General features: G+C 64.6%; 24 protein-coding genes. 8 read left to right on the forward strand and 16 right to left on the reverse strand.

Features of this window, described 5'->3' with window-relative positions; all coding sequences use genetic code 11:
- The first annotated feature begins 111 nt into the window (after nt 1-111).
- Nucleotides 112-1,170, forward strand: a complete 1,059-nt coding sequence (locus ABIB78_RS22445) for a polysaccharide deacetylase family protein (RefSeq protein ID WP_429028693.1) — start codon at nt 112-114, stop codon at nt 1,168-1,170.
- Between the two features lie 14 nt (nt 1,171-1,184).
- Here the strand turns inward: ABIB78_RS22445 and ABIB78_RS22450 are convergent, their stop codons facing one another.
- The 3 genes from ABIB78_RS22450 to ABIB78_RS22460 are packed head-to-tail and all read right to left on the reverse strand — an operon-like array spanning nt 1,185 to nt 2,350.
- Nucleotides 1,185-1,910, reverse strand: coding sequence for a sulfite exporter TauE/SafE family protein (locus ABIB78_RS22450; protein ID WP_429028695.1), 726 nt, complete (start codon nt 1,908-1,910; stop codon nt 1,185-1,187).
- Between the two features lie 49 nt (nt 1,911-1,959).
- Nucleotides 1,960-2,151 (reverse strand): hypothetical protein, encoded by a 192-nt coding sequence (locus tag ABIB78_RS22455; protein ID WP_429028697.1) that lies wholly within the window; start codon nt 2,149-2,151, stop codon nt 1,960-1,962.
- Nucleotides 2,138-2,350, reverse strand: a complete 213-nt coding sequence (locus ABIB78_RS22460) for a hypothetical protein (RefSeq protein ID WP_429028700.1) — start codon at nt 2,348-2,350, stop codon at nt 2,138-2,140. The genes ABIB78_RS22455 and ABIB78_RS22460 overlap by 14 nt, the downstream gene beginning before the upstream one ends.
- 233 nt (nt 2,351-2,583) lie before the next feature.
- Here ABIB78_RS22460 and ABIB78_RS22465 point away from each other — a divergent pair, with 233 nt between their 5' ends.
- Entirely contained in the window at nt 2,584-3,384 is an 801-nt protein-coding gene (locus ABIB78_RS22465) for an SDR family NAD(P)-dependent oxidoreductase (RefSeq protein ID WP_429028702.1), read from the forward strand.
- 164 nt (nt 3,385-3,548) lie between these two features.
- On the opposite strand, the gene ABIB78_RS22470 is transcribed toward ABIB78_RS22465, so the two are convergent.
- From ABIB78_RS22470 to ABIB78_RS22490, 5 genes are all read right to left on the reverse strand, one after another.
- Nucleotides 3,549-4,388, reverse strand: a complete 840-nt coding sequence (locus tag ABIB78_RS22470) for an alpha/beta fold hydrolase (protein WP_429028704.1) — start codon at nt 4,386-4,388, stop codon at nt 3,549-3,551.
- 146 nt (nt 4,389-4,534) lie between these two features.
- The gene (gene boxB, locus ABIB78_RS22475) at nt 4,535-5,971 is read right to left on the reverse strand and encodes a benzoyl-CoA 2,3-epoxidase subunit BoxB (protein WP_429028912.1); all 1,437 of its coding nucleotides are present in this window, start codon (nt 5,969-5,971) and stop codon (nt 4,535-4,537) included.
- A 21-nt stretch (nt 5,972-5,992) separates the two neighbouring features.
- Nucleotides 5,993-7,681, reverse strand: a complete 1,689-nt coding sequence (gene boxC / locus ABIB78_RS22480) for a 2,3-epoxybenzoyl-CoA dihydrolase (protein WP_429028707.1) — start codon at nt 7,679-7,681, stop codon at nt 5,993-5,995.
- Between the two features lie 182 nt (nt 7,682-7,863).
- Nucleotides 7,864-8,670 carry an alpha/beta fold hydrolase gene (locus ABIB78_RS22485; RefSeq protein WP_429028709.1) on the reverse strand — a complete coding sequence of 269 codons (807 nt, stop codon included), beginning with the start codon at nt 8,668-8,670 and terminating at the stop codon, nt 7,864-7,866.
- Between the two features lie 105 nt (nt 8,671-8,775).
- Nucleotides 8,776-10,317 carry a benzoate-CoA ligase family protein gene (locus tag ABIB78_RS22490; protein WP_429028711.1) on the reverse strand — a complete coding sequence of 514 codons (1,542 nt, stop codon included), beginning with the start codon at nt 10,315-10,317 and terminating at the stop codon, nt 8,776-8,778.
- 113 nt (nt 10,318-10,430) lie between these two features.
- On the opposite strand from ABIB78_RS22490, the gene ABIB78_RS22495 reads away from it, so the two are divergent.
- Nucleotides 10,431-11,402 (forward strand): helix-turn-helix transcriptional regulator, encoded by a 972-nt coding sequence (locus tag ABIB78_RS22495; protein ID WP_429028712.1) that lies wholly within the window; start codon nt 10,431-10,433, stop codon nt 11,400-11,402.
- Nucleotides 11,403-11,407: 5 nt separating this feature from the next.
- On the opposite strand, the gene ABIB78_RS22500 is transcribed toward ABIB78_RS22495, so the two are convergent.
- Nucleotides 11,408-12,193, reverse strand: coding sequence for an IclR family transcriptional regulator domain-containing protein (locus ABIB78_RS22500; RefSeq protein ID WP_429028715.1), 786 nt, complete (start codon nt 12,191-12,193; stop codon nt 11,408-11,410).
- A gap of 110 nt (nt 12,194-12,303) precedes the next feature.
- Here ABIB78_RS22500 and ABIB78_RS22505 point away from each other — a divergent pair, with 110 nt between their 5' ends.
- Both ABIB78_RS22505 and ABIB78_RS22510 read left to right on the forward strand, forming a co-directional pair.
- Complete coding sequence (locus ABIB78_RS22505) at nt 12,304-13,662, forward strand: Rieske 2Fe-2S domain-containing protein (RefSeq protein ID WP_429028718.1); 1,359 nt, start codon at nt 12,304-12,306, stop codon at nt 13,660-13,662.
- Nucleotides 13,663-13,784: 122 nt separating this feature from the next.
- Nucleotides 13,785-15,221 carry a glutamine synthetase family protein gene (locus tag ABIB78_RS22510; protein ID WP_429028721.1) on the forward strand — a complete coding sequence of 479 codons (1,437 nt, stop codon included), beginning with the start codon at nt 13,785-13,787 and terminating at the stop codon, nt 15,219-15,221.
- A 163-nt stretch (nt 15,222-15,384) separates the two neighbouring features.
- Here the strand turns inward: ABIB78_RS22510 and ABIB78_RS22515 are convergent, their stop codons facing one another.
- From ABIB78_RS22515 to ABIB78_RS22535, 5 genes are all read right to left on the reverse strand, one after another.
- A complete protein-coding gene (locus ABIB78_RS22515; protein ID WP_429028724.1) occupies nt 15,385-16,113 on the reverse strand; it encodes an ABC transporter ATP-binding protein in 729 nt (242 codons plus the stop codon).
- A complete protein-coding gene (locus ABIB78_RS22520) occupies nt 16,106-16,873 on the reverse strand; it encodes an ABC transporter ATP-binding protein (protein WP_429028913.1) in 768 nt (255 codons plus the stop codon). Before ABIB78_RS22520 ends, ABIB78_RS22515 begins: the two co-directional genes overlap by 8 nt.
- A 4-nt stretch (nt 16,874-16,877) precedes the next feature.
- A complete protein-coding gene (locus tag ABIB78_RS22525) occupies nt 16,878-17,825 on the reverse strand; it encodes a branched-chain amino acid ABC transporter permease (RefSeq protein ID WP_429028727.1) in 948 nt (315 codons plus the stop codon).
- Complete coding sequence (locus tag ABIB78_RS22530) at nt 17,822-18,739, reverse strand: branched-chain amino acid ABC transporter permease (RefSeq protein ID WP_429028730.1); 918 nt, start codon at nt 18,737-18,739, stop codon at nt 17,822-17,824. The genes ABIB78_RS22525 and ABIB78_RS22530 overlap by 4 nt, the downstream gene beginning before the upstream one ends.
- A gap of 290 nt (nt 18,740-19,029) precedes the next feature.
- The gene (locus tag ABIB78_RS22535; protein ID WP_429028731.1) at nt 19,030-20,214 is read right to left on the reverse strand and encodes an ABC transporter substrate-binding protein; all 1,185 of its coding nucleotides are present in this window, start codon (nt 20,212-20,214) and stop codon (nt 19,030-19,032) included.
- Between the two features lie 393 nt (nt 20,215-20,607).
- Between ABIB78_RS22535 and ABIB78_RS22540 the strand changes: the two genes are divergently transcribed.
- Nucleotides 20,608-21,156, forward strand: a complete 549-nt coding sequence (locus ABIB78_RS22540) for a DUF805 domain-containing protein (protein ID WP_429028734.1) — start codon at nt 20,608-20,610, stop codon at nt 21,154-21,156.
- A gap of 197 nt (nt 21,157-21,353) precedes the next feature.
- On the opposite strand, the gene ABIB78_RS22545 is transcribed toward ABIB78_RS22540, so the two are convergent.
- Nucleotides 21,354-22,250 carry a sigma-70 family RNA polymerase sigma factor gene (locus tag ABIB78_RS22545; RefSeq protein WP_429028737.1) on the reverse strand — a complete coding sequence of 299 codons (897 nt, stop codon included), beginning with the start codon at nt 22,248-22,250 and terminating at the stop codon, nt 21,354-21,356.
- A gap of 35 nt (nt 22,251-22,285) precedes the next feature.
- Nucleotides 22,286-22,594: a hypothetical protein gene (locus ABIB78_RS22550; RefSeq protein WP_429028740.1), complete on the reverse strand. Its 309-nt coding sequence runs from the start codon at nt 22,592-22,594 to the stop codon at nt 22,286-22,288.
- A 190-nt stretch (nt 22,595-22,784) separates the two neighbouring features.
- Between ABIB78_RS22550 and ABIB78_RS22555 the strand changes: the two genes are divergently transcribed.
- Together ABIB78_RS22555 and ABIB78_RS22560 are read left to right on the forward strand one after the other, a co-directional pair.
- Nucleotides 22,785-24,191: an MFS transporter gene (locus ABIB78_RS22555; RefSeq protein ID WP_429028742.1), complete on the forward strand. Its 1,407-nt coding sequence runs from the start codon at nt 22,785-22,787 to the stop codon at nt 24,189-24,191.
- 115 nt (nt 24,192-24,306) lie between these two features.
- Complete coding sequence (locus ABIB78_RS22560; protein WP_429028745.1) at nt 24,307-25,581, forward strand: NAD(P)/FAD-dependent oxidoreductase; 1,275 nt, start codon at nt 24,307-24,309, stop codon at nt 25,579-25,581.
- Nucleotides 25,582-25,620 lie beyond the last annotated feature (39 nt).

Here is a 25,620-nt window from a genome sequence, read left to right on the forward strand (position 1 = left end):
CCCCAAATCAAGCGCCATGACGGGGGCGCCGCGTCGGATCGGGATAACAGTTTCTTCAGTGGTCTTTCGCTAAGTTTGCGGCGGAATGCAAATCGGCCGGCCCGCGCCCTCATGAAACAACTCCGCAACACCGTGATCCGCGCCGGGCTGGAGGCGCTGTATTTCTCGGGTGCGCACGTTCTGCTGCGACCGATCTTCGCCGGCGTCGGCGCCATCTTCATGCTGCACCACGTTCGTCCGCGTCGCGACGACGCGTTCCAGCCGAATCATCATCTTGAGGTCACGCCGGATTTCCTGCGCGCGATGCTGACGCATCTGCGCGCGCTCGACGTCGACGTCGTCAGCATGGACGAGGCGCATCGCCGTCTCACCGAACGGAATTTCGCGCGGCGCTTCGCCTGCTTCACCTGCGACGACGGCTATCGCGACAACCGCGATTTCGCGCTGCCCGTGATGCGCGAGTTCGGCGCGCCGTTTACCGTCTATGTCGCGAGCGATTTCGCCGAGGGTTGCGGCAGGCTGTGGTGGATCGCGCTGGAGCGGGCGATCGCGGCAGCGTCAGCGATCGAGGTGCCGATCGACGGCGCAATGACGCGGATCGACACCGCGACGCCGCAAGCCAAACGGGCCGCATTCGGCCGCGTTCACGACTGGCTCCGTTCGCTGCCGGGCGACAAGGAGATGCAGGCCGAGATATCAGCGCTGTGCGCCCGCCATGGCGTCGACGAGAGCGGCATCGCGCGCGAGCTCTGCATGTCATGGGACGAGTTGCGCGGCTTTGCCGACGATCCGCTGGTCACGATCGGCGCGCACAGCATCAGCCATTGCAATCTCGCCAAGCAGAGCGAGACCATCGCATCGTTCGAGCTCGCGACCAGCCGGGCTCGGATCGAGGATGCGCTGCAGCGGCCGGCGCTGCATCTCGCCTATCCCTATGGCGACCGGATCGCCGCCGGACAGCGCGAATTCGCGCTCGCCAGGTCGATCGGCTTTCGGACCGCGGTGACGACGCGTCCGGGTATGCTGTTTCCCGAAAGCGCCGATCATCTGACCGCGTTGCAGCGGGTCTCGCTGAACGGCAATTATCAGGACGCGCGGCTCTTGCCGGTCTTGACCTCCGGCGCCGCCACCGCGGTGTGGAACGGCTTTCGCCGCATCGACGCGGCGTGATCGAGCAACGCGTCTCAGATCACCAGCAACAGCCCCGACACCAGCAGCAGGCCGAGGATCACCCGCCTGAAGTTTGCTTCATTGATGTTGCGGAAGGCAAAGATGCCGAGCCACGAACCGGCAAGCAGCGCCGGCGCGCTCAGGACGACGTCATAGGCGACCTTCATCGACAGGTCGCGATGAAGCAGCATCATCGCGAGCGCTGAAATCTGCATCGCGGCGATGAAGGGTTGCACGAGGCCGCGCTGCTGCTGTTTCGGCACGCCATGGATATCGCACCAGATGGTCGGCAGTGCGCCGGGCATCGCGGTCAACCCGCCGATCAGGCCGCCGCCGAACCCGACGAGCGCGTTGCGCCCCTCGGGCAACCGCCCGTAGCCGATCGCGGGCCTGAACAGCATATAGCCGGCATAGAGCGCGACCATGATGCCGAAGCCTTCGCGAAACGTCCGGCTGTCGGCGTTGTGCAGCAGCCAGAGCGCGAGCGGCACACCCAGCAGTCCGCCGACAATCAGCGACAGGCTCTGCTTCCACTGAATGTTGTGCCGAAGCGCCCACAGGTTGGCCGCCTGCACGCCGACGCTGCACGCCATCATCAGCGGCACCGCCTCGGTCGGCGGCATCGCATGCAGCAGGATGGCGCCGGCGATTGCGGAGAAGGCAAAGCCGGCGAGACCCGACACGAAGGCGCCGCAAAAGACCGCTGCGCTGAGCACAAGAAATGACGTGACGTCGGCCACGAGTGGACCTCCGTTGATGACAGGGATGGTGCATGAATCCGGTGAAGCGCTAGTCGGTGTGAGCCGCCCTCACGTCTTGCGGCGCGGCCGCATCAGCCGTGGCCGCCGGCATCAACAATGTCGCGGTGAGGATATGCAGCACAAGAAACCCAATCGCGATTGCAATGAGCAACTTGGTCTCGCTGATCTCCGGAAGCCGGATGATCGATTTGCGCGTCGTCGACCGCTCAGAGATGGACATTGCCGCCCTCCGGACTGGTGCGGCGCCGGTCGGCACGGTCGATCAGATGCTGGTACTGCTTCAGAACCCGGCGCGCCTGGGCCCGCCGCGAAAAATGAATTGCGCCAAGGATTGCCGCAAACAGACCCTTCCGCCTTCGCCTAAATTGAACAGGGGTGACAGGCATCACACCCGTCACCGGCAATGAAATGTGCTTCATTATTGGAACTCCTTGTCCTGGAATTCCACCCCACGCGCATGATGTGTCAAAGCGGCTGACCCGTTTGTGCAATGCATCACATCTCAAGAAAGCTTGATCGGACCGACGCGCGCCCTGCAGGTCAACTGTCTGGACAGTGTCTGGGATTAATCCGGCGACACAATCTGCCGCGGCGGTTCCTTGACTAGCTCCGTCAACACGGCCAGAACGCTTGCCATAGCTACGGAGGCAACATGTTCAAGGATCTGTTCTCACTGAAAGGCCGCGTCGCACTGGTGACCGGGGGATCGCGCGGCATCGGCAAGATGATCGCGGCCGGCTTCCTCGCGCAGGGTGCCGCGAAAGTTTACATCACGGCGCGCAAGGCCGGGCCGTGCGAGGCCACCGCCCAGGAGCTCACCGCCGAATATGGCGGCGAATGCATCGCGCTTCCGATCGACATCTCGACCGTCGAGGGCTGCGAAAAGCTCGCCAGTGAGGTCATCAAGCGCGAACCGAAGCTCGACATCCTCGTCAACAATGCCGGCGCGGCATGGGGCGCGGATTTCGACGAATTCCCCGAGAGCGGCTGGGACAAGGTCATGAACCTGAACGTCAAGTCGATCTTCTTCCTGACCAAGGCGCTGGCCAAGCCGCTGCGCGCCGCGGCGACACATGACAGACCGGGCAAGGTGATCAACATCGCCTCGATTGACGGCATCTTCGTCAACCCGATGGAGACCTATTCCTATGCCGCGAGCAAGGCCGCGGTGATCCACCTGACGCGGCGGATGGCGACGCGCCTGATCAAAGACAACATCAACGTCACCGCGATCGCGCCAGGCGCCTTCAAGTCGGACATGAACAAGGCCGCGCGCGACCACGCTGATGACGTCGCCAAGCGTGTTCCGGCGAAGCGCGTCGGCACCGACGAAGATATGGCGGGTGTTGCGATCTATCTCGCCTCGCGCGCCGGCGACTATGTCGTGGGCAACACCATCGCGGTCGATGGCGGCGTGGTCTACGCGACGGCGGGGCTGGAGATCGCGGGGTAGGCGGCCGCCAGCCGACAAAAAGAGAAGGGGTGAGCCTGGGACCTTTTCGGCTCACCCCTCTCCGGTCTCTCCCAAAGGAGAGAAACCCTCAGCAGATCGGCGACGGCTCGCCAAAGCCGGTAGTGAGTGGCGAACAGCGAGCGGCCGTGCCTTGTTCGCCCGCTTCATAGGCTCGACGCGAACGCGTCGACGAAACGGTCGAACGCTTCGGCTCGTTCCCATTGCGTGGCGTGGCCGGCGCCGTCGATCACATGAACCTGGCCGCGCCATAATGTCGGCGCCGACAGCCGTTGCAGATAGCCGAGATCGACCATCTGCTCCTCGCTGCCGTGCACGATCGCAAGCGGAATCCTCAGGTCGCGCACGATCTCGACCTCGTCCGCAAAGCGGCCGGCCTGTACGCTGGCGCCGAGATACCCGCGCGCATTGCCGTCGGTGCGGCGAAAATCGGTGTCGACGAACGCTGGCAGCGGCGCATAGCCGGGCGCGAAGGCTGTTTTCAGCCACTCCGCGATCTCGGCATCACCAGGCGCCGGCGTGAAGGTGGTGGCCGACAGTCCCTTGAAGCCGGAAAATCCGTCCGGCGTCTTGCCGATCGGCGGCGTACCGAAAATCATCAGCCCGGCGGCCATCGGCAATGACGGGGCTGCGTTGAGCACGGCGTGTCCGCCGAGGCTCCAGCCCACCACCACCGCGTCCTTCAGGCCGAGTTCATGTGCGGCGGCGGCAATGCAGCCGGCATAGCCTGCGCCGGAATAACCATGCTCCGGATCGGGCGCAGGCGATGAGCCGCCATGACCGGGAAGGTCGATCGCGATCAGCCGGTATTTGGCGCCAAGCGGCCCTTGGAGCTGCTTCTGCCAGATCCGGGATGACGACGAATTGCCGTGGACGAGCAGGATGTCGCGGCCGGTGCCCTCGCTCTCGAAGCCTGTGATCGTCTGCGCGCCGAGCCGGAGTTCGAGCGGACGTAGCGCCGGCCCCGGAAAAATCTCTTCACCCATGATGGTATCGCCCGCGTTTCCAAACCGCGATGACTGGCCCAAGCCGTCATCGCGGCACGTGTGTTGGATTGGCGTGAATCTCCGCGCCACCCCATCGCGCTTGTCAAGCCAGCAGACGCTGGCTTACCGTCATGCCCTGCACGACCTTACGATTCGATCCTCACATATTCGAAATCGCCGGGCTTGTTGTCGATGCCGACCTTGGGCGGCGAGATCCAGGAGGCGAACTCGCCGGGCTCGGTCACCGGCTTCATCAGCGAGGCGATGAAGTCGCCATCCGCGGTCGACGGCAGCCAGTCGTTCTTGCGCTTGGCCCAGGTAGCGTCGTCGATCAGCAGGCCATCGGGCGTCGCATGGACGTCCTTGAACTCGCCGATCTGGCGATGGAAGGCCGTGCTCGGCACCGCGAGCTTGTAGTCGATGCCTGATGTCGAGATCACCTTGTTCCAGCGCAGCATGCCTTTGACGCAATCCTGCGTGTAGTCGTCGCGCAGCCGCATATTGAGCGCGGTCAGCGCCGGCTCGTCGACCATCTTGATCTGGCCGTCCACCATCTTCATGACCGGATAGGTCGAGCTCTTGAGTTGGTGATCGTCCTCGATCGTGGTTTCCTTGTAGCGGCCCTTGATGCCGGCGTTGAAGGCATTGGCCGCATTGGTCGACACTTCGGAGCCGAACAGGTCGAGCGACAGCGAATAGTGCAGGTTGAGCTTCTTCTGGATGGTCGGCAGGTCGATGACGCCGAGCGCGCGGACCCTGGCGATGTCGTTCGGATCGGTGATGCCGGCTTCCGTCATCGCATCGCAGGTGCGCTGCACGACGCGGGTGATGCCGGTCTCGCCGACGAACATGTGGTGGGCTTCCTCGGTCAGCATGAAGCGGCAGGTGCGCGACAGCGGATCGAAGCCCGACTGCGCCAGCGAGTGCAGCTGCATCTTGCCGTCGCGGTCGGTGAAGTAGGTGAACATGAAGAACGACAGCCAGTCCGGCGTCGCCTCGTTGAAGGCCCCGAGCATGCGCGGTGAGTCCGCGTCGCCCGAGCGGCGGCGAAGCAAATCATCCGCTTCCTCGCGGCCGTCGCGGCCGAAATACTTCTGCAAGAGGTAGACCATCGCCCAGAGATGGCGGCCTTCCTCGACATTGACCTGGAACAGATTGCGCATGTCGTAGAGCGAGGGCGCGGTCTTGCCGAGATGGCGCTGCTGCTCGACGGAAGCCGGCTCGGTATCGCCCTGGATCACGATCAGGCGGCGCAGCATCGCGCGATGCTCGCCCGGGACTTCCTGCCAGGCCGGCTTGCCAAAGTCCTCGCCGAACGGAATGACGCGGTTTTCCTCCTGTGGAGCAAGGAGAATGCCCCAACGATATTCGGGCATGCGCACGTAATCGAACTTGGCCCAGCCGCGCGGATCGACCGAATAGGCGGTGCGTAGATAGACCAACGATTCCTGGAACCCTTCCGGACCCATGTCGCCCCACCAATCCATGTAGCCGGGGTGCCAGCCCTCCAGTGCTTTCAGCACCTGGCGGTCTTCGGCGAGATTCACGTTGTTCGGAATCTTGGTCGAGTAATCGACGTTCATGATGTTCATGGCCGTGCTCCCTTAAACTCGCGTCATGTCGAATTGCGCCTTCTGGCCGGTGCCGTAGCGGCGCAGCGCGCCGTCTTCACCGACCGCGTTGGGCCGCTGGAAGATCCAGTTCTGCCACGCGGTGAGGCGCGAGAAGATCTTCGATTCCATGGTCTCGGGGCCGGCGAAGCGCAGATTGGCTTCCATGCCGGTGAGACCGTCGGGCGAGAACGAGGTGCGCTCCTCGAAGAACACGCGGACCTCGTCGTCCCAGTCGATGTCGTCGAGCGCGAAGGTGACGAGGCCGAGCTCCTCGGCCTCCTCCGCATCGAGCGCCTTGCCGATCGAGCCTTGCGCGCGCTCGAGATCAGACGGGTCGGCCTGGAAGCGCGATTGCAGCCGGGTCAGGCCGTGGCTCATCGGATACGGCCCGAAATTCATCGCCGTCAGCTCGATCGCCGGCGGCGGGCGGTTGTCGCCCTGCTTCTGGCCGATCAGCATGTAGGAGCGGTCGGCAGCGAACACGAGCTCGGCCAGGGTGCCGACGAAGCAGGAGCCGGGCTCGACCAGCGTCACCAGCGTGCGCGAGGTGACGTCGATGCGCTTGAGCACGCGCTTCCAGTAATGCCTGACCTCGTTGACCAGCCAGTGCGCCTTGTCGGCCTCCATGAACGCGTCGTAGGACACCACGTTGGCGCGGTCGCCATGGCTCTTGAACACCAGCATCGCGATCTCGAGCTCGTTGATGCGCAGATGCAGGATCGCATCGTCGAGCTCACGGGCGACCTGCAGCGGCCAGAACGCGGCGCCCTGCGCGATCATGCTGTCGATGTCGGCAGGCGCGGTGGCCTCCGGCGCCTTGATCGAGATGGTGGCGATGCGCGCCGCGCGATCGATGTCGACGCTGACAAAGCCGTAGCGGATGGCGCTGTCGTCGATGGTGCGCGTCAGCGGCGCCAGCGCGATGCCGCGGCCCTCACCGTTGCGCTTCGACCTGGCGGCGAATTCCTTGACGCGCTCGGCAAGCTTGCCTTCGAGTTTGGAGTTCGGTGCGATCTCGTCGACCAGCCGCCACTGCACGGCGCGCTTGCCCTTGATGCCCTCCTCGATGGTGCAGAAGAAATCGGCATGGTCGCGGCGCACCTTGCGCTTGTCGACGACGCGGGTCAGGCCGCCGGTGCCGGGCAGCACCGCGAGCAGCGGCACCTCCGGCAGCGCGACGGCGGCGGCGCCGTCATCGGCCATCATGATGTGGTCGGTCGCCAGCGCCAGCTCGTAGCCGCCGCCGGCCGCGGTGCCGTTGACGACGGTGATGAAGCTCTGGCCGGAATTCTCGCTGGAATCCTCCAGGCCGTTGCGGGTCTCGTTGGTGAACTTGCAGAAGTTGACCTTGTGGGCGTGGGTCGAGCCCGCCAGCATGCGGATGTTGGCGCCGGCGCAGAACACGCGGTTCTTGCCCGAGCGCATCACCACGACCTTCACTTGCGGATGTTCGAAGCGGAGCCGCTGCACGGCATCGGCGAGCTCGATGTCGACGCCGAGGTCGTAGGAATTGAGCTTGAGCTGGTAGCCCTCGAACAGACCGGCGTTCTCGTCGACATCCATGGTCAGCGTCGCGACATCGCCCGCAACGTCGAGCTTCCAGTGCCGGTAGCGCGACGGGTCGGTCTGGAAGTCGATGTACTTCGCCCCGCCTGCAAGGACGCGATCGTCACCAGCCATGGGCCACCCTTACCTGTTGTTCGTTTGAAGGTTCGTTGTCGAGGTCTTCATGCACAATAATGCATGTTTTCGATCTGGTCTAGTTCAAAACGCAAAAACATGCATTTTGTTACATGTTCGAAGAATTCGTTCGTACGGCCAATGACCTAGCACCGGCACCAAATGTCAGGCCGTCAGTGCCGTCAGGCCGCCAGTGCCGAGTCGTCGCGCAGGGCCGCCCTGGCGAATTCGGTGACCGCCTCGAGTGTCACCGCGGGCGCCTCGCGATGCGGCGAGTGTCCGGCGCCTGCGATATCAGCGACATCGACCGGGCAGTAGCACTCGTCCTGGGCGATCTCGACCTGGCGCATCGTGCCGTATTGATCGTCCGCGCCCTGCACGATCAGCACGGGCACGCGGATATAGGCGAGATATTCGGAGATATCCCAGTCGCGGAATTTTGGATCGAGCCAGGCGTCGTTCCAGCCATGAAAGGCGTTGTCGACATCCTTGTGCCAGCGCGCGAGCTTCTCCTTCAGATTGGTGGTCTCATACGCGGTCTTGATCTCGGCGATCGACTTGACTGAGATGTCCTCGACGATGAAGTGCGGCGCGATCAGCGCAAGGCCGTGCAGGCGATGATCCTGATGCGAGCCGGCATAGATCGCCGCGATCGACGCGCCGTCGGAATGGCCGGCCAGGAGGCCGCGGCGGAGGCCGATTCGATCGAGCAGCTTCGGCAGCACCTCAAACGCTTCGCGATGCATGTAGTCGACCGGGCGCGGCAGCTTCACCGGCGACGACGCGCCATAGCCCGCGCGCGAATAGGCGAACACGCCGGCGCCGGTCGCCGCCTGCAGCTTCTCGGGGAAATCGCCCCACAGCCCGACGCAGCCAAGGCCTTCATGCAGCATCACGATAGTAGGTGCCGTCTCGGGTGACGGACCGATCATCCGGTATTCGAGATCGGCGCCGTCGATGGTGAGAAAGCCTGTTGGTGCGAGGGTCATGTGAAGCTCTTCCGCTCTCGTCATGTCCGGCCTTGTGCCGGGCATCCACGTCTTTGAGTCCGCAAAGCAAGACGTGGATGGCCGGGTCAAGCCCGGCCATGACGGCTAGTGTTCGCGCAGCTTGAAGCGCTGGATCTTCCCGGTCGCCGTCTTCGGCAGATTGTCGACCACATCGATCCAGCGCGGATATTTCCATGGGCCGATCTTCTGCTTGACGTGCTCCTTCAGCGCCTCGTGCAGGCCGGCGATCGAGCTTTCGGGCCGCAGCACCACATAGGCCTTCGGCTTCAACAGCCCTTCCGGATCGGCCTCCGGCACGACCGCCGCTTCCAGCACCGCGGGATGGGTGATCAACGCGCTCTCGACCTCGAACGGCGAGACCCAGATGCCGGAGACCTTGAACATGTCGTCGGCACGGCCGCAGAAAGTATAGCGCCCGTCGCTGTCGCGAATGTATTTGTCGCCGGTCCGGGTCCAGGCACCCTCGAAGGTGGCGCGGCTCTTGGCGCGCTGATTCCAGTAGCTCTCGCCGGCCGAAGGCGCATCGACCAAAAGCTCGCCGACCTCTCCGTCAGCGACCTCGACCCCTAGCTCGTTAACCAGCCGCACCTTGTAGCCGGGCACCGGGCGGCCGGACGAGCCGTATTTGATGTCGCCCGGCGCATTGGACAGAAAGATGTGCAGCAGCTCGGTTGAGCCGACGCCGTCGAGAATGTCGACGCCGAACCGCGCCTTCCAGGCATTGCCGACCGATTCCGGCAGCGCCTCGCCGGCGGAGGTGCAGACCCGCAGCCGGTCACCGCACCGCTGCGCCTTCATCGCCTCGTCGTTCAGCATCGCCGCGAACAAGGTCGGCACACCGAAGAAGATGCTCGGATGATACTTGTTCATCAGCGCGAACATCACCGCCGGGGTCGGACGCTCCGAATTGAGCACCGTGGTGGCGCCGACCGACATCGGGAAGGTCAGCGCATTGCCGAGCCCATAGGCGAAGAACAGTTTTGCAGCCGACAGGCCGACATCATCCTCGCGGATCCCGAGCACTTGCCTGGCATAGGTCTCCGCCGTCGCCGCGAGATTGGAGTGCAGGTGGCGCACGCCCTTCGGCATGCCGGTCGAGCCCGACGAATAGAGCCAGAACGCCGGCTCGTCGGCATGCGTCGGCGCGGTTGCGAACACGTCGCTCTCGCGCGCGATCTCGTCCGACAGCTTCATGTGGCCGGGCGCGTCCTTGCCGGAGACCACGACATGCTCGAGGTCGGGCATGCGCGCGATGATGTCCTTCACGACCGGCAGCAGCGCCTCGGACACGAACAGCACGCGCGCGCGGCAGTCGCAGAGGATGTAGGCGTACTGCTCCGCGGTGAGCAGCGTGTTCAGCGGCACCGGTACCACGCCGGCACGGATCGCGCCCAGGAACACGACCGGGAAATCAACCGTATCCAGCATGATCATGGCGACCCGCTCTTCGCGTCGAACGCCGAGCCGGCGCAGCATGTTGCCAACCCGACGGGTCTGCTGCTGCAACTGGCCATAGGTGATTTGCGACACCGTGTCGTCGAACACCACCTTGTTGCCGCGGCCCTCATCGACATTGCGGTCGAGCAGCCAGGACACCGCATTGTAAGACACTGCGTTGGTGGTCATGCCCTGGCTCCTCAGGACGAGGCGCTTCGCGCCTGCCCTCTCCCGTCAAGATTTAAGAAGTATAATTCATACAAAGCCACCGCATTGGCTTGCTGTCAATCCTTCTCGGCATTATGTTTCCTAGACCTTTGGGTCTGATTCCAGTCAGAACAGCACCCGCGCGTCGCACAGGGATCATGACCTCAGCCAACGATCCGGAAACCGACTTCCTCGAACAGCTCGGCCGGCGTGTGCGCACGACACGCGGTCTGGCCGGCATGTCGCGCAAGGTGCTCGCCAAGGTTTCCGGCATTTCCGAACGCTACATCGCCCAGCTCGAAAGCGGCAAAGGCAATGTGTCGATCGTGCTGCTGCGCCGTGTCGCAGGCGCGATCGGCGCCCATCTCGAAGACCTGATCCCGTCGAGCGAGCCGGTTCCCGACTGGGCCGTGATCCGCGATCTCTTGCGCAAGGCGTCGCCGAACCAAATCGCGCAGGCCAAGGACATCCTCGCCGGCAGCAGCCCGTTGGCACCGCGCCGCGCCTCGTTCTCCGGTATCGCCCTGATCGGCCTGCGCGGCGCCGGCAAGACCACGCTCGGCCGGATGCTGGCGAAGAAGATCGGCTGGAGCTTCGTCGAGCTCAACAAGGAGATCGAGGCGCAGAACGGCCTGTCGGTCGCCGAGATCATCGCGCTATACGGCCAGGAAGGCTTTCGCCGCCTGGAGCAGGCCGCGCTGACGCAGCTGCTGGCGCGGAAGGAATTGATGGTGCTGGCGACCGGCGGCGGCATCGTCTCCGAGGCGCTGACCTTCGACCTGATCCTGTCGTCGTTCTACACGATCTGGCTGAAGGCCGAGCCGGAAGAGCACATGGCCCGCGTCCGCCGCCAGGGCGATCTGCGTCCGATGGCCGACGACCGCTCGGCGATGGCGGAACTGCGCAACATTTTGGTCAGCCGCGAGCCGCTCTATGCGCGGGCATCTGCGGTGGTCGACACCGCCGGGCTTTCAGTCGATGCCGCCGCCGCGCGGCTGATCGATTCAGTGCGGCCGGTATTGCAGAACGAGGCGCGCAGCTTCGGGCTGCGCAGCGTGGCGCTGTAGCCGCCCTACAACAACCGGCTCTTCACATCATCAGCGCCGTCGCGCAGCAGCGGCAGGAAACGGTCGATCAGTTCCTTGGCCGGCACGCGATCGACATGCGCGCCCATGTTGATCGCGGCGACGATGGTGCCGTCATAGCGGCGCACCGGCACCGAGATCGAGCGGAAATGTGGTTCGGCCTCGCGATCGACCAGTGAGTAGCCCTGCGCGCGATCGGCGATGATGGTGGCGAGCAGCCGCTTCGGATCGGTCGTGGTCTGCGGCGTCACCGGATCGCGACGCATCGCCTTCAGCCGCGCCGCGAGTTCGGCATCGCCGAGCCGGCCGAGCATGGCGCGACCAACTGACGTGCAGAACGCCGGCAGCCGGTAGCCGATATCGAGACCGGCGGAGAACACCCGCGTCGGGCTCGAGCGCGCGACGAACACGACGTCGTCGCCGTCGAGCAGCGCCAGCGACGCGATCTCCTGGGCTGCGGTCGCGATGCGATCGAGCACCGGTTGCAGCACCGTCACGACCTGGTTGGATTGCAGGAAGGAGCCCGCCAGCGTCAGCACATGCGGGGTCAATGTAAACAGCTTGCCGTCGGTGCTGACAAAACCGCCATGCGCGAGCGTGAACAGGATGCGGCGCGCGGTGGCGCGCGGCAGGTCGGCGGCACGCGCCAGATCGCTCAAGGTCGCCGGGCCGGTGACAGTGCCGAACACCTGCAGCAGGCGCAGACCGCGATCGAGCGCCTCGACGAAATCCGTCGCGCGCTCGTCCTGGTCGGTCCGCTTCAGCTTGGGCATGGGCTGGGCTTTGAACGGGTCAAAAATTGCGCTTGCTGTCCGAACGAGACATGGCATAATTCGCACATCCGTTCAATAGGCGAACAAATCCAAATTCAGGAGACGCCGCCATGATGAGCCAGGAAGCGAACGATCTGATCACCCGCACCGGGCGCAACGACCCCTGCGGAAAGCTGATGCGGATGTACTGGCAGCCGGCGGCGCTGGTCGACGAGTTGGAAGGGCCGCGCCCGGTGCGGCCGGTAAAACTGCTCGGCGAAAACCTGGTGCTGTTCCGCGGCGAGGACGGTCGCTACGGCCTGATCGATCGCCACTGCGCCCATCGCGGCGCCGACCTCGCCTTCGGCCGGCTCGAGAATGGCGGGCTGCGCTGCGCCTTCCACGGCTGGCTGTTCGACACGAGCGGCCAATGCATCGAGACACCGGCTGAGCCTGCTGGATCGCAGCTCTGCAAGGGCATCAGGCAGCGCGCCTATCCGGTGGTGGAGAAGGCCGGCATCCTCTGGGCCTGGCTCGGCGAAGGCGAGCCGCCGGCGTTTCCGGAGCTCGACGCGTTCGTTGCGCCCGACAGCCATACTTTTGCATTCAAGGGCCATTGGGGCTGCAACTGGCTGCAGGCGCTCGAGGTCGGCATCGACCCGTCGCACGCCTCCTTCCTGCATCGCTTCTTCGAGGACGAGGATACCTCGACCGCCTACGGCAAACAGTTCCGTGGCGCCTCCGCCGGCACCGACATGCCGATGACCAGGATCATGCGCGAATTCGATCGTCCCATCATCAATGTGGAGCACACCGAATACGGTCTCCGCCTGATCACGTTGCGCCAGATCGACGCGGAGCGCACCCATGTGCGGGTGACCAACCAGCTCTTCCCGCACGGCTTCGTCCTCCCGATGTCGACGGAGATGACGATCACTCAGTGGCATGTACCGGTCGATAACGAGAACTGCTACTGGTACGCAATCTTCACCAGCTACACGACGCCGGTGGACAAGAAGAAGATGCGCGAGCAACGGCTCGAGCTCTACGAGCTGCCCGACTACAAGTCGCGCAAGAACAAGACCAACGACTACGGCTTCGATCCGCACGAGCAGGCGACTTCGACCTATACCGGCATGGGCGTCGACATCAATGTGCACGACCAGTGGGCGGTGGAATCCATGGGAGCGATCCAGGACCGCACCCGGGAACATCTCGGGCAGAGCGACAAGGCGATCGTGCAGTATCGCCGGCTACTGCGGCAGGAGATCGAGAAGGTCACCGGCGGCGAGAAGCCGATGCTGTTCCTGGACGAGGCGCATGCGCGCGCGATCCAGGGTCCGGCGACCATGGACGGCATCGGGCCGACGCAAGGCTGGGAAATCTACTGGATGGAAGTCGACGTGAAGCGGCGTCGCGGCGCGCCCTGGGCGGCACCGGTGCCGTCGGAAATCGCCGGCAAGGTGCCTCATCTGACGGCGGCCGAGTGATGTGTTCAACACGCGTGAATTCGCCGTCATTGCGAGGAGCTTCGCGGAGCCTGTCATCCGGCGGCGCTTCGCGCCGACCGGGCGGCTCGCAATGACGGCTCATGAGACAAAGGAGTGACGCGGTGAGCTTTGTCGAACGCCACGGCCTGTGGTCGGCTGAGCAGAAGGACGCGGCAGGCCGCCTCTCCCGCATCGTCGAGGAGCGCAAGCTCGAGGTCGTCAGGCTGGCGTTTCCAGACCAGCACGGCATCCTGCGCGGCAAGACGCTGATCGCGAGCGAAGCGGTTGCTTCGCTCGAAAGCGGCTGCTCGATGACAACGAGCCTGCTTGCCAAGGATACCGCGCACCGCTCGGTGTTTCCGGTGTTCACCGCAGGCGGCGGCTTCGGAATGAAGGAGATGGAGGGCGCGGCCGACGCCGTGATGGTCGCCGACCCCACCACTTTCCGCGTGCTGCCCTGGGCGCAGAACACCGGCTGGCTGCTCTGCGACCTCTATTTCAGCGACGGACGGCCGGTGCCGTTCGCGACCCGCAACCTCTATCGCAAGGCGCTCGATCAGCTCGCAGGCCGCGGCTACGATTTTGTCGCCGGCCTCGAGGTCGAATTCCACCTGTTCAAGCTCGACGATGCCCACATGGCGCCCGAGGACGCCGGCCAGCCCAGCCGGCCGCCGTCGGTCAGCCTGCTGTCGCACGGCTATCAGTATCTCACCGAGCAGCGCTACGATCTGATGGAGCCGGCGCTCGAGATCATCCGCCGCGACATCATCGCGCTCGACCTGCCCTTGCGCACGGTCGAGGTCGAGTTCGGCCCGAGCCAGTGCGAATTCACCTTCGCGCCGACCACCGGGCTTGCGCCGGCCGACACCATGGTGCTGTTCCGCTCCGCCGTGAAGCAGATCGCGCGCCGCCACGGCTATCACGCCACCTTCATGTGCCGGCCGAAACTGCCGAACATTTTTGCAAGCGGCTGGCACCTGCATCAATCGCTGGTGTCGCGCGCCAATGGCGAGAACGTCTTCATGGCCAAGGAGACCGGTGAGCCGCTGAGCCCGCTCGGCCGCGCCTGGCTCGCCGGCCTGATCGAGCACGCACGTGCCTCGACCGTGTTCACGACGCCGACCATCAACGGCTACAAGCGCTACCGTTCCTATTCGCTGGCGCCGGACCGCGCGATCTGGGGCCGCGACAACCGCGGCGTGATGATCCGCGTGCTCGGCGGCGCAGGCGATCCCGCGACACGGCTGGAGAACCGGATCGGCGAGCCGGCCGCCAATCCCTATCTCTATATGGCTTCGCAGATCCTTTCCGGCCTCGACGGCGTCGACCGCAAGCTCGATCCCGGCCCTTCCGCCGACACGCCCTACGAGACCAAGGCTGCGCTGTTGCCAAAGTCACTGCGCGAAGCGGTGTTCGCGCTCAACGACGATCCGTTCTTCCGTCAGGCGCTGGGGCCTGAGTTCGTCGACTACTACGTGTTCATCAAGAACGCCGAGATCGAACGTTTCCAGGCCGAAGTGTCGGACTGGGAGCACCGCGAATATTTCGAGATGTTTTGACTTCGGTCGCAGCGGCCCAACCGCCCGACCCGTCATCCTGAGGTGCGAGCACTTGCGAGCCTCGAAGGATGCACGGCCCGGCTGGTGGCCGACGACCCTTCGAGACGCCTGCTGCGCAGGCTCCTCAGGGTGACGGAGCTGGAATTGGCGCGGCGATCCGATCTCAAATCCCGAGATACTTGTGCTGCAGATCCGGTTCGGCGATCAACTGCTCGCTGGTGCCGCTCCATACCGTGCGGCCGCGTTCGATGATGTAGTGGCAGTCGGCAATGCGGGCGAGGTTTCCGACATTCTTGTCGATGACCAGCACCGACTGCCCGCGCCCCTTCAACATCGACAGGCAGCTCCAGATCTCGTCGCGGATCAACGGCGCGAGGCCTTCGGTCGCCTCGTCGAGGATGAGGAGCTTCGGGTTGGTCATCAGCGCGCGGCCGATCGCAAGCATCTGCTGCTCACCGCCGGACAGAGTGACGCCCATGTTACTCGTGCGCTCGGCGAGCCGCGGAAACAGCGCATGGATCTTGTCGATCGTCCACGGATCCGATGCGCCGAGGCGATTGCCTGATGCGGCGACGAGATTTTCGCGCACCGTCAGATTCGGAAAGATCTGGCGTCCTTCCGGCACGAGGCCGATGCCGAGCTTTGCGATCTTGTAGGACGGCAGGCCGCGTACCGCCTCGCCGGCGAAGCGGATCGCGCCGGCGCGGGCCGGCGTCAGGCCCATGATCGAGCGGATGGTCGTGGTCTTGCCCATGCCGTTGCGGCCCATCAGCGCGACCATCTCGCCCGACTTGATCTGCAAAGACAGGCCGAACAGCACCTGGCTCAGCCCATAGCAGGTCTCGATCGCGTCGACTTCAAGCAGGGTATCAGCGGATATTGATTCAGCCATGGTGTGTCACCGCGTGCTGCTCGCCGAGATAGGCGCGCTTGACCTCGTCGTGCCTGCGGATCGCATCCGGCACGTCGCAGGCGATGACGCGGCCATAGACCAAGACCGTGATGCGGTCGGCGAGCGCGAACACCGCCTCCATGTCGTGCTCGACCAGCACGATGGTCACTTCCTTGCGCAGCTCCTTCAGCAGCGCGACCATCCGCGCGGATTCGGTGACGCCGAGCCCGGCCATCGGCTCGTCCAGCAACAGGAGCTGCGGCTTGGTGGCGAGCGCGACCGCGAGCTCGAGCTCGCGCTGCTCGCCATGGCTCAATTGTGACACCACGACATCGGCACGCTTGCCGAGGCCGACGCGCTCCAGCGCCGCGCGCGCGGTGTCGCGCAGATGCTTCTCCTTGCGCGCATTGCCCCAGAAGCGGAAGGAGTGGCCGTCATGCGCCTGCGCCGCGAGCGCGACGTTGTCGATCGCCGAAAAATCCTTCAGCAGCGAGGTGATCTGGAACGAGCGCGCCAGCCCGAGCCGGCTGCGCTTGTAGGACGGCAAGCTCGTGACGTCGCGACCCGCAAACCGGATTGTGCCGGAATTCGGCATCACCTGCCCGGTGAGCTGGCTGATCAGCGTGGTCTTGCCGGCGCCGTTGGGGCCGATGATGGCGTGCAGCTCCCCCGGCACCACCTCCATCGACAGGTTGTCGGTCGCGGTGATGCCGCCGAAGCGACGGACCAGATTGTCGACACGGAGCAAGGGTTCGGCCAAGGAATCAGACACGGCGCATCCTCCCGAGCAGGCCCATGATGCCGCCGCGCGCGAACAGCACGATCAGGAGCAGCACCGGGCCCAGAATCAGCCCCGAATATTCGGTGAACTGCGACAGCAGCTCCTCGAGCAGGAGATAGACGATCGCGCCGATCACGGGGCCGAACAGCGAACCCATGCCGCCCAGGATCACCATCACCATGAGATCGCCGGAGCGGGTCCAGTACATCACCGCCGGGCTGACGAAGTCGGTGTTGTTGGCGAGCAGCGCGCCGGCCAGGCCGCAGATCGTGCCGGATATCACGAAACAGACCAGGCGGTAGCGGTTGGCATGGAAGCCGATCGCCTGCATGCGCTGCTCGTTGGAGCGGACGCCCTGCACCACGAGGCCAAAGCGCGAATTGACGATGCGCCAGATCAGATAAAGGCCGCCGAACAGGCAGGCAAGGCAGAGGTAGTAGAACTGGTTGCGGTCCGACAGATTGATCAGGCCGGCAAAATCGCTGCGCTTGTAGACGGTGAGCCCATCGTCGCCGCCGTAGCGCGACAGCGCGGAGACGACGTAATAGGCCATCTGCGCAAAGGCCAGCGTGATCATGATGAAATAGACGCCGCGGGTCCGCAGCGAGAGCGCGCCGATCAACAGCGCAAACAGCGACGAGACCGCGAGCGCCACCGGCCACTGGATGAAGCCGGAACCGATACCCTCGGCGGCCAGGATGCCGACGGCATAGCCGCCGATGCCGAGATAGGCGGCATGGCCAAAGCTCATCATGCCGCCATAGCCCATGATCAGATTGAGGCTCGCGGCGGCCAGCGCAAAGATCGCGATGCGGGTGAACAGCGTGAGGATGAAGATGTTGCCGGTCACCGCCGAATAGACCGGCAACAGGAGTAAGGCGGCGCAAACCAGCGCCGCGACCGCATTGGAGGCGTTGAGCTTGGGCATCATCGTTTGGCCGCCGGGAACAGCCCCTCGGGCCGCAGCACAAGAATGATGGCCATCAAGAGATAGATCAGCATCGAGGACAGCGCCGGCGCCGCGGTCGAGGCCGCCGCCCCGCTCAAGACCTTGCGCAGCAGGTCGGGCAGGAAGGCGCGGCCCATCGTGTCGATGATGCCGACGAAGATCGCCGCCATGAAGGCGCCGCGGATCGAGCCGATGCCGCCGATCACGATGATCACGAAGGCCAGGATCAGGATGTTCTCGCCCATGCCGATCTGCACGGTGAGGATCGGCGCCTGCATCAACCCGGCGAGGCCGGCGAGCGCGGCGCCAAGGCCGAACACCAGGGTGAACAGCAGCTTGATGTTGATGCCCAGCGCCCCGATCATCTCGCGGTTCGAGGCGCCGGCGCGGATCAGCATGCCGATTCGGGTGCGCATCACCACGAGATAGAGCAGCGCGGCGACCGCCAGCGCGACCACGATGATCATCAGCCGGTAGGCCGGATAGTACACGCCGGGAATGATCTGCACCGGCACGGTGAGCCAGGCCGGCAGCGGCAGCGCGAGGCCGGCCGGGCCCCAGATCAGTCGGACGGCGTCGTTGAAGAACAGGATCAGGCCGAACGTCGCCAGCACCTGATCGAGATGGTCGCGGCCATAGAGATGCCGGAGCGCGACATATTCCAGCACGATGCCGAGCAAGAGCGTCGCCCCCAGCGCCAGCAGCGCGCCAAGAACAAAACTGCCGGTCCAGGCCACGAAGGTCGCCGCGAAATAGGCGCCCATCATGTAGAGCGAGCCGTGCGCCAGATTGACGAAATCCATGATGCCGAACACCAGCGTCAGTCCAGCCGCCAGCAGGAACAGCAGCAGGCCGAATTGCAGGCCGTTCAGCAGTTGTTCGACGACGAGATACATCGTGAGGCTACGTCACCTTCAAATGAAACAGCGGCAGCGCGGATGCGCCGCCGCATTGCACTTTGCGTGTTCTCCCTCGCCCCGCTCTTGCGGAGAGAGGGTCGGGGTGAGGGGCTGCTCCGCAGACCGGATTCGTGGAGAGTCCCCTCACCCGATCGCTTCGCACATAGCCGAAGCCTCGCTTCGGCGTTCTTCCTCAAGAACGGCCGCCGGAGGCGGCCTACGCTCTCCCCGCAAGGGCGGGGCGAGGCGAAAAAGAAGCAAGGCACGGGCCAGGATTGCCCTAAGAGTTATTTCATCGCGCACTTGTCGTGGAAGCGGTCCTGGTCGTCCTTGACGATGGTCGCGACCGTCTTCAGCGAAAGCTGGCCGTCGCCGTCCTTGACCACGTCCTGCAGATAGAAGTTCTGGATCGGGATGTGGTTGTTGCCATACTTGAACGAGCCGCGCACCGATTTAAAGTTCACCTTCTCCATCTCGGCCTTCATCGCGTCTTTCTTCGTCAGGTCACCCTTCACCGCGACCACGGCGCTGTTGATGAGGTTGGCAGCGTCGTAGGACTGCGCGCCGTAGAAGGTCGGTCGCAGGCCCGGATACTTCTTCCGGTAGTCGGCGACGAACTTCTTGTTCTCCTCGTTGGGCAGATCGTTGACCCACTGCTGCGCGCCGGGAACGCCGAGCGCATTGTCCTTCTGCAACGGCAGCGACAACTCGTCGATGGTGAAGGCGGTGTAGAGCGGGATCTGCTGCTTGATGCCGGCCTGGGCATACTGGTTCAGGAACTGGACGCCGGCAGCACCCGGATAGAACACGAAGATCGACTCGGCCTTGGAGTTGCGCGCCTTGGTCAGCTCGGCGGAAAAGTCGAGCTGGCTCGGCCACACCGTGTATTCCTCGCCGACCACCTCGCCCTTGAAGGTGCTCTTGACGCCCGCGAGCATGTCCTTGCCGGCGGCGTAATTCGGGCCGATCAGGAACACCGACTTGACGCCCTTCTGGTTCATGTAGGTGCCGACCGCCTGCGGGGTCTGGTCGTTCTGCCAGGAGGTCGAGAACACGTAAGGCGAGCACAGTTCGCCGGCGAGCTGCGACGGACCGGCATTGGCCGAGATCAGGAAGGTCTTCGAATCGACCGCGGTCTTCAGCGACGCCAGCAGCACGTTCGACCAGATGTAGCCGACGATGAAGTCGACCTTGTCGGACTGCACCAGCTTCTCGGTCTTCTGCTTGCCGACGTCGGGCTTCTGCTGGTCGTCCTCGTAGATCACCTCGACCGGCTTGCCGTCGATCTTGCGGCCGAGATGGTCGAGCGCGAGCTCGAAGGAATTGCGCATGTCATTGCCGATCACGGCGGTCGGACCGCTGAAGGTCGAGACAAAGCCGATCTTGACGCTGTCAGCCGCTATCACGGGCTGCGCCAGCGCCAGAGCCAGCCCTGAACTCATGGCGCCTGCCAGCCAAAATGCCTTTTTCATATTCACTCCCCTCCTCAACCAAAGATCCCGCCAGGCCCGATCACGAAGGCCGGGGGTCACGCTTTGCGCGCGTCGTTCTGTGACGTATTTTGTGCGCGATATCACAAGTCTGCAGCAAGCATGAACCGACGGCACTCAGTTAGAACCTTCGGCGCATACCCCAGCACCTTGCATCATAATTCGTCTAAACCGAGCAAGGCAAGAAATATAATGCCGGTTGCGTAGGCAACCATTGTCGCAGGCCTGCCCCCCGTTCGAAAGAACCGCGCCCGCACTGCAGCAGGCTTTAACGATCCCGTAAAGCACCCGGAAACCACTCGGCGGCGCGGCTTTGCGCATTTCACGGTCTGGAAAGCATCGCCGGGCGACGCTGAACCCGAAGGGACGGGTCACATGTTGAACTACATCTTCGGCCTGAACGCCCGGATCGGCCGGCTGGCCTTCTTCTTCTGCACCTTCGTGGTGGGCCTCGGTTTTGCGATGCTGGTCTACGGGATCACGGGCAACGTGCCATCGAGCGGCCGGATGGATGTGCTGCTGGCGCAGGCGTCGAACAGCCCCGCGTTGATGATTTCCTTCTATGGCATGCTCGTCATCTGCTTCATGCTGCAATCGATGCGGGTGCGTGACATCGGATGGGATCCGGTCTGTGTGATGGCGGCATGGATCGCCCTCATCGTGCTCGACAAGGCCATTGCCGGACGATTTCCCGAATATGCGCTGACCTACCAGCACACCGGAACCGTGGTCGGTGCGCTCGCCAATGCCGCGTTGAACATCGTCCTGATGTTCTGGCCGGGCGGCGGTCATGTCGAAGAACCGCCGCCGCTGCCGAGCGATGGCAGCGGCGACGGCTTCCTTCACAGAAGCGGTACCCCGGCAGCCGCAGGCAGCCGCGTCGCGCGCATTGCCAACGGCGAGTTCGGCGGAAAGACGCGCTAGCAGCGCTCTCTCCACCGTCGTCCCTGGAAAGCAGGGGCCCATAACCACGGCTTTGCGTTGTCGAAGCGAGCTGTAGCCCCAGCATCGCACACCAATTTCCATTGGTGGTTATGGGTCCCGGATCGCGCTTCGCTTGTCCGGGACGACGCGGAGTTTGTGGCGCGATCACTGCCCCACAGCAGCTCGTCGGCGAACCGCTAACCCCCATCCACCGCCCATTCGGCGCCATCGATCGCATAGGGCGCGTGGCGGAAGTCCCTGATCGTCGCGACCTTGTCGGCGGTCCAGTCGAGCAGCATGAAGGATCGCGGCGGCGCATCCAGAGCGTTCGGATCGAACACCAGGATCGCGGGACGTCCCTCGACCTGTCCGGTCACCAGGTGCCAGTCGTTGATCTTCGAATAATTGCCGAAGTAGTGCGACACCTCGGCCTTGCCGTTCAGCAGTGTGCGGTTCACGAGCTCGAGCCTGATGTCATCGGCGATCATGGCGCGGATGGCGTCGAAGTCGTGGGCGTTGAAGCGGCTGACATAGGCATTCAGCCTGTTGCGATCCGCGTGCGACAGACCGGGTCGCGGCGCATCATCCGGCTCGCTGGCGAATTCACGCAGCTGCGTGCGTCCACGGTGCAGCGCGGCCTTCACCGCGGGCAGGCTGAAGTCCATGATGCCGCAGACCTCCTGCAAGGAGCAGCCGAGCACATCCATCAGAATCACGCTGGCGCGCTGCGCCACCGGCAGGCGCATGAAGGTGCGCAGGCTGCTTGCAGCGATCTCGCGGCGGCCGACGTCATCGAGCTCTTCGGCCATCATGTCCACCTCCTCCGGCGCGTGAAGCGCTTCCTGGCGGTTGCGCCGCCTGAGGAAATCGAGCGCGGTGTTGTGCGCGATCCGGAACAGCCAGGCTTCCGGGTTCTGGATCGGGGCTGCGGAGGCGAAGCCTTCCATCGCCTTGATCAGCGCGTCCTGCAGCACATCCTCGCCGTCGATGACAGATCCGACCATGCGGGCGCAGTAGCGATGCAGCCTTGGCCGCATCGCCGCCAAAAGCGTGTCGACCTCGGTCGCAGCCGGCGCTTGGGGTTGTGACGTCATGATGGCTCCGCCAGATCGGTTCAAGGCCCGTCGGTTCACGGCTCATCCAGCATACGATAATTGCCGACAATCACAGCACTGCGAACCAGCGGCGGCTCGGCGCAACGATCGCGGATGCCGTCCTGGAAGGCCTGGAACGCGACGAGCTTCGGGATCGGGCTCGAGCCGTCTTCGGCTGCGGCTTCGACCATATGGATGAAGGTATCGTCCTCGAGCCGCAAGGTCAGATAGCGCACGCCATCCGGGTTTGCCGCCTTCAGCTCGGCGAACACAGCCGAAACCAGCGCGGCATTCTTGTCCGCCATCTCCGGCTTTGCCTTGTACCTGATCAGGGTCCGTCTCATCGCAGCCTCCTTGGCCTGGTTCGGCGGCCTGAACCGGCCGCGTCACATCCAAGGACGTTTGCCGGCGGCGAAAGGATGCGGTCCGGCAAAAATAATTCAAAAATAGTTCTTTGCCGCATCCTTTGCCCATCCCGGATCGTCTTGTCGACGAGCGCGCCACGACCTTGCGGCACGCCAACGGAGAACGACCATGCAGACCCCTCAGCAGCGCAACGAGCAGCGCTGGGTGCTCGGCCTCACCGCGCTGGCATCCTTCATGATGGCGCTGGACGCCATGATCATGACCACGGCTTTCGCGACCATCCGCGCCGATTTCGGCAGCCGGGTGGAAACGCTGCAATGGACCGTCAACGCGTTCAATTTGACTTTCGCGGTGCTGCTCTTGACCGGCGCGGCACTCGGCGACCGTTTTGGGCGGCGCAGGATGTTCGCGGCCGGGATTGGCCTGTTCGTCGTGGCATCCGCGGCCTGCGCGCTGGCCGGCGATGCCGCTTCATTGATCGCCGCCCGCGCCCTGCAAGGCGCAGGTGCGGCGCTGGTGATGCCGCTGGCGATGGCGATCCTGAGCGGCGCATTCGGTCGCGAGGAGCGGGCCCGCGCGCTCGGCATTTTCAGCGGCATCACCGGATGCGCGCTGATCATCGGCCCCGCGATCGGCGGCTTCATCACCGAGCATCTCGGCTGGCGCTGGATTTTCTGGATCAACTTGCCGATCGGCCTGGTCGCGATTGCGCTCGTGCTGGCGCGCCTGCGCGAGAGCTTCGGGCCGAGCGCCCCGCTCGACATCCCCGGATTGGCGCTGGTCGCGCTCGCGGCACTGACGCTGGTCTGGGGCCTGCTGCGCGGCAACAGCGTCGGATGGGCCAGCGCGGAAGTGACGGGCGCGCTGATCGCCGGCGCCGCGCTGGCCGTGACGTTCGCGCTGTCGGAGCTGCGGACGACAAGCCCGATGGTGCCGATGCGGCTGTTCGCGACACGACCGTTCGCCTCGGGCATGGCTGCGAGCGTGCTGTTCTATGCCGCGATGTACGGCGTGCTGTTCCTGCTGCCGCAGTTCCTGCAGATCGCGCTCGGCTTCGACGCCTTCGGCGCCGGACTGCGTTTGCTGCCGTGGACGGCGACGCTGTTCGTCACGGCACCGATCGCCGGCGCCGTGGTCAACCGGTTCGGCGAGCGCACGCTTGTGGTCACCGGTCTCCTGATGCAGGCGATCGGGCTCGGCTGGATCAGCGAGATCGTGAGCCCCACAGTGCCCTATTCCGCCCTGGTCACGCCGCTGATGCTCGCCGGCGTCGGCGTCTCGATGGCGATGCCGGCCGCACAGAACGCGGTGCTGAGCGCGGTCGCCGTCAGCGAGATGGGCAAGGCGTCAGGCGTCTTCAACATGGGCCGCTTCCTCGGCGGGATGTTCGGCATCGCGGCGCTGGTCGCGAGCTTTTCCGCCAATGGCGCGGCCGATTCATCCGGACATTTCAGCAGCGGATTCGCTTCGGCGATGAGCCTTGCGGCGACGCTGTCGTTCGCCGGCGCGGTCGCGGGACTGTTTCTGCCGATGCGGCGGCGGGTCGTTGCCGCAGCCGCGCCGCAGGATGCGTGAGGCTTGCGGCGATCGGGTTTTGCTATCGGGCGATCGGGCATTTCGTGTTGGAATGAGGCTGCGAATGACTACATAATCAGACGACGAAGCCGTTCGAAACCGAGGGCGACATCCGATGACGCAAGCGCCGGCCAAACCTCATCGCGTGGTGATCGTCGGCGCCGGCTTCGGCGGGCTGGAAGCCGCCTTCGGTCTCGTAGGCGCGCCGGTCGAGATCACGCTGATCGACCGCCGCAATCACCATCTGTTCCAGCCGCTGCTCTATCAGGTCGCGACCGCATCGCTTGCAACCAGCGAGATCGCCTGGCCGATCCGCTATCTTCTGCGCGACCGGCCCGAGGTGACGACGCTGTTCGCCAATGTCTGCGGTGTCGACGCGGCAGCGAAATGCGTGCAGCTCGACGACGGCGGCAGCATTCCCTACGACACCCTGATCCTCGCCACCGGCGCGCGCCACGCCTATTTCGGCCATGACGAATGGGAACCGTTCGCGCCCGGCCTGAAGACGCTGGAGGACGCCACCACGTTGCGGCGGCGCATCCTGGTCGCCTTCGAGCGTGCCGAACGCGAGACCGATCCGGACGCGCGCGCCGCGCTGCTGACCTTCGTCATCATCGGCGCCGGGCCGACCGGCGTCGAGATGGCCGGCACCATCGCCGACCTCGCCAAGGACACGCTGCCGCAAGACTTCCGTCACATCGACACGCGCAAGGCGCGCGTGGTGTTGATCGAGGCCGGCTCACGCGTGCTGGCGGGATTTCCCGACGATCTCTCGGCCTATGCACAAACGTCGCTGGAAAAACTCGGCGTCGAGGTGATGCTGGGCGAGCCTGTCACCGAATGCTCGGCCGACGGCGTGGTGTTCGGCGGCAAGAAGCTCGCGGCGCGCACCATCGTCTGGGCCGCCGGCGTGCGCGCCTCGCGCGCCGCCGAATGGCTGAACGCGCCGGCCGATCGCGCCCATCGGCTGCAGGTCGAGCCCGATCTCACCGTGCCGGGCCATCCCGATATCTTCGCCGTCGGCGATACCGTCACCATCAAGGGCCCCGACGGCAATCCGGTGCCCGGCATCGCGCCGGCCGCCAAGCAGGAGGGGCGCTATGTCGCCGCACTGATCAAGGCCCGGCTCGACGGCAAGACGCTGCCGCCGTTCCGTTACAAGCATGCCGGCAGCCTCGCCCAGATCGGCAAGAAGAAGGCGGTCATCGATTTCGGTTGGCTCAAGCTGCGCGGCTCTCTGGCATGGTGGATTTGGGGTCTCGCCCACATCTACTTCCTGATCGGCGTGCGCCATCGGATTGCGGTGGCGATGAACTGGCTCTGGATCCACACCCGCGACCAGCGCGCCGCGCGGCTGATCACGCAAGGCAGCAGCAAGGTCGCGCAGTAAGCTATCGCGAGGTTACGCGCGCTCACTCTATCTCCGTGA

Source organism: Bradyrhizobium sp. I1.14.4, assembly GCF_050435825.1.
Taxonomy (GTDB): Bacteria; Pseudomonadota; Alphaproteobacteria; order Rhizobiales; family Xanthobacteraceae; genus Bradyrhizobium.

Excerpts from the sequence above, each read along its gene's own strand:
- ABIB78_RS22525 (WP_429028727.1), bottom strand. The coding sequence starts at position 17,825 with ATGATGCCCAAGCTCAACGCCTCCAATGCGGTCGCGGCGCTGGTTTGC.
- ABIB78_RS22555 (WP_429028742.1), top strand. The coding sequence starts at position 22,785 with ATGCAGACCCCTCAGCAGCGCAACGAGCAGCGCTGGGTGCTCGGCCTC.
- ABIB78_RS22505 (WP_429028718.1), top strand. The coding sequence starts at position 12,304 with ATGATGAGCCAGGAAGCGAACGATCTGATCACCCGCACCGGGCGCAAC.
- ABIB78_RS22465 (WP_429028702.1), top strand. The coding sequence starts at position 2,584 with ATGTTCAAGGATCTGTTCTCACTGAAAGGCCGCGTCGCACTGGTGACC.
- ABIB78_RS22515 (WP_429028724.1), bottom strand. The coding sequence starts at position 16,113 with ATGGCTGAATCAATATCCGCTGATACCCTGCTTGAAGTCGACGCGATC.
- ABIB78_RS22550 (WP_429028740.1), bottom strand. The coding sequence starts at position 22,594 with ATGAGACGGACCCTGATCAGGTACAAGGCAAAGCCGGAGATGGCGGAC.
- ABIB78_RS22495 (WP_429028712.1), top strand. The coding sequence starts at position 10,431 with ATGTTTCCTAGACCTTTGGGTCTGATTCCAGTCAGAACAGCACCCGCG.
- ABIB78_RS22445 (WP_429028693.1), top strand. The coding sequence starts at position 112 with ATGAAACAACTCCGCAACACCGTGATCCGCGCCGGGCTGGAGGCGCTG.
- ABIB78_RS22545 (WP_429028737.1), bottom strand. The coding sequence starts at position 22,250 with ATGACGTCACAACCCCAAGCGCCGGCTGCGACCGAGGTCGACACGCTT.
- boxC (WP_429028707.1), bottom strand. The coding sequence starts at position 7,681 with ATGGCTGGTGACGATCGCGTCCTTGCAGGCGGGGCGAAGTACATCGAC.
- ABIB78_RS22500 (WP_429028715.1), bottom strand. The coding sequence starts at position 12,193 with ATGCCCAAGCTGAAGCGGACCGACCAGGACGAGCGCGCGACGGATTTC.
- ABIB78_RS22540 (WP_429028734.1), top strand. The coding sequence starts at position 20,608 with ATGTTGAACTACATCTTCGGCCTGAACGCCCGGATCGGCCGGCTGGCC.
- ABIB78_RS22470 (WP_429028704.1), bottom strand. The coding sequence starts at position 4,388 with ATGGGTGAAGAGATTTTTCCGGGGCCGGCGCTACGTCCGCTCGAACTC.
- ABIB78_RS22490 (WP_429028711.1), bottom strand. The coding sequence starts at position 10,317 with ATGACCACCAACGCAGTGTCTTACAATGCGGTGTCCTGGCTGCTCGAC.
- ABIB78_RS22535 (WP_429028731.1), bottom strand. The coding sequence starts at position 20,214 with ATGAAAAAGGCATTTTGGCTGGCAGGCGCCATGAGTTCAGGGCTGGCT.
- ABIB78_RS22560 (WP_429028745.1), top strand. The coding sequence starts at position 24,307 with ATGACGCAAGCGCCGGCCAAACCTCATCGCGTGGTGATCGTCGGCGCC.
- ABIB78_RS22460 (WP_429028700.1), bottom strand. The coding sequence starts at position 2,350 with ATGAAGCACATTTCATTGCCGGTGACGGGTGTGATGCCTGTCACCCCT.
- boxB (WP_429028912.1), bottom strand. The coding sequence starts at position 5,971 with ATGAACGTCGATTACTCGACCAAGATTCCGAACAACGTGAATCTCGCC.
- ABIB78_RS22485 (WP_429028709.1), bottom strand. The coding sequence starts at position 8,670 with ATGACCCTCGCACCAACAGGCTTTCTCACCATCGACGGCGCCGATCTC.
- ABIB78_RS22530 (WP_429028730.1), bottom strand. The coding sequence starts at position 18,739 with ATGTATCTCGTCGTCGAACAACTGCTGAACGGCCTGCAATTCGGCCTG.
- ABIB78_RS22455 (WP_429028697.1), bottom strand. The coding sequence starts at position 2,151 with ATGTCCATCTCTGAGCGGTCGACGACGCGCAAATCGATCATCCGGCTT.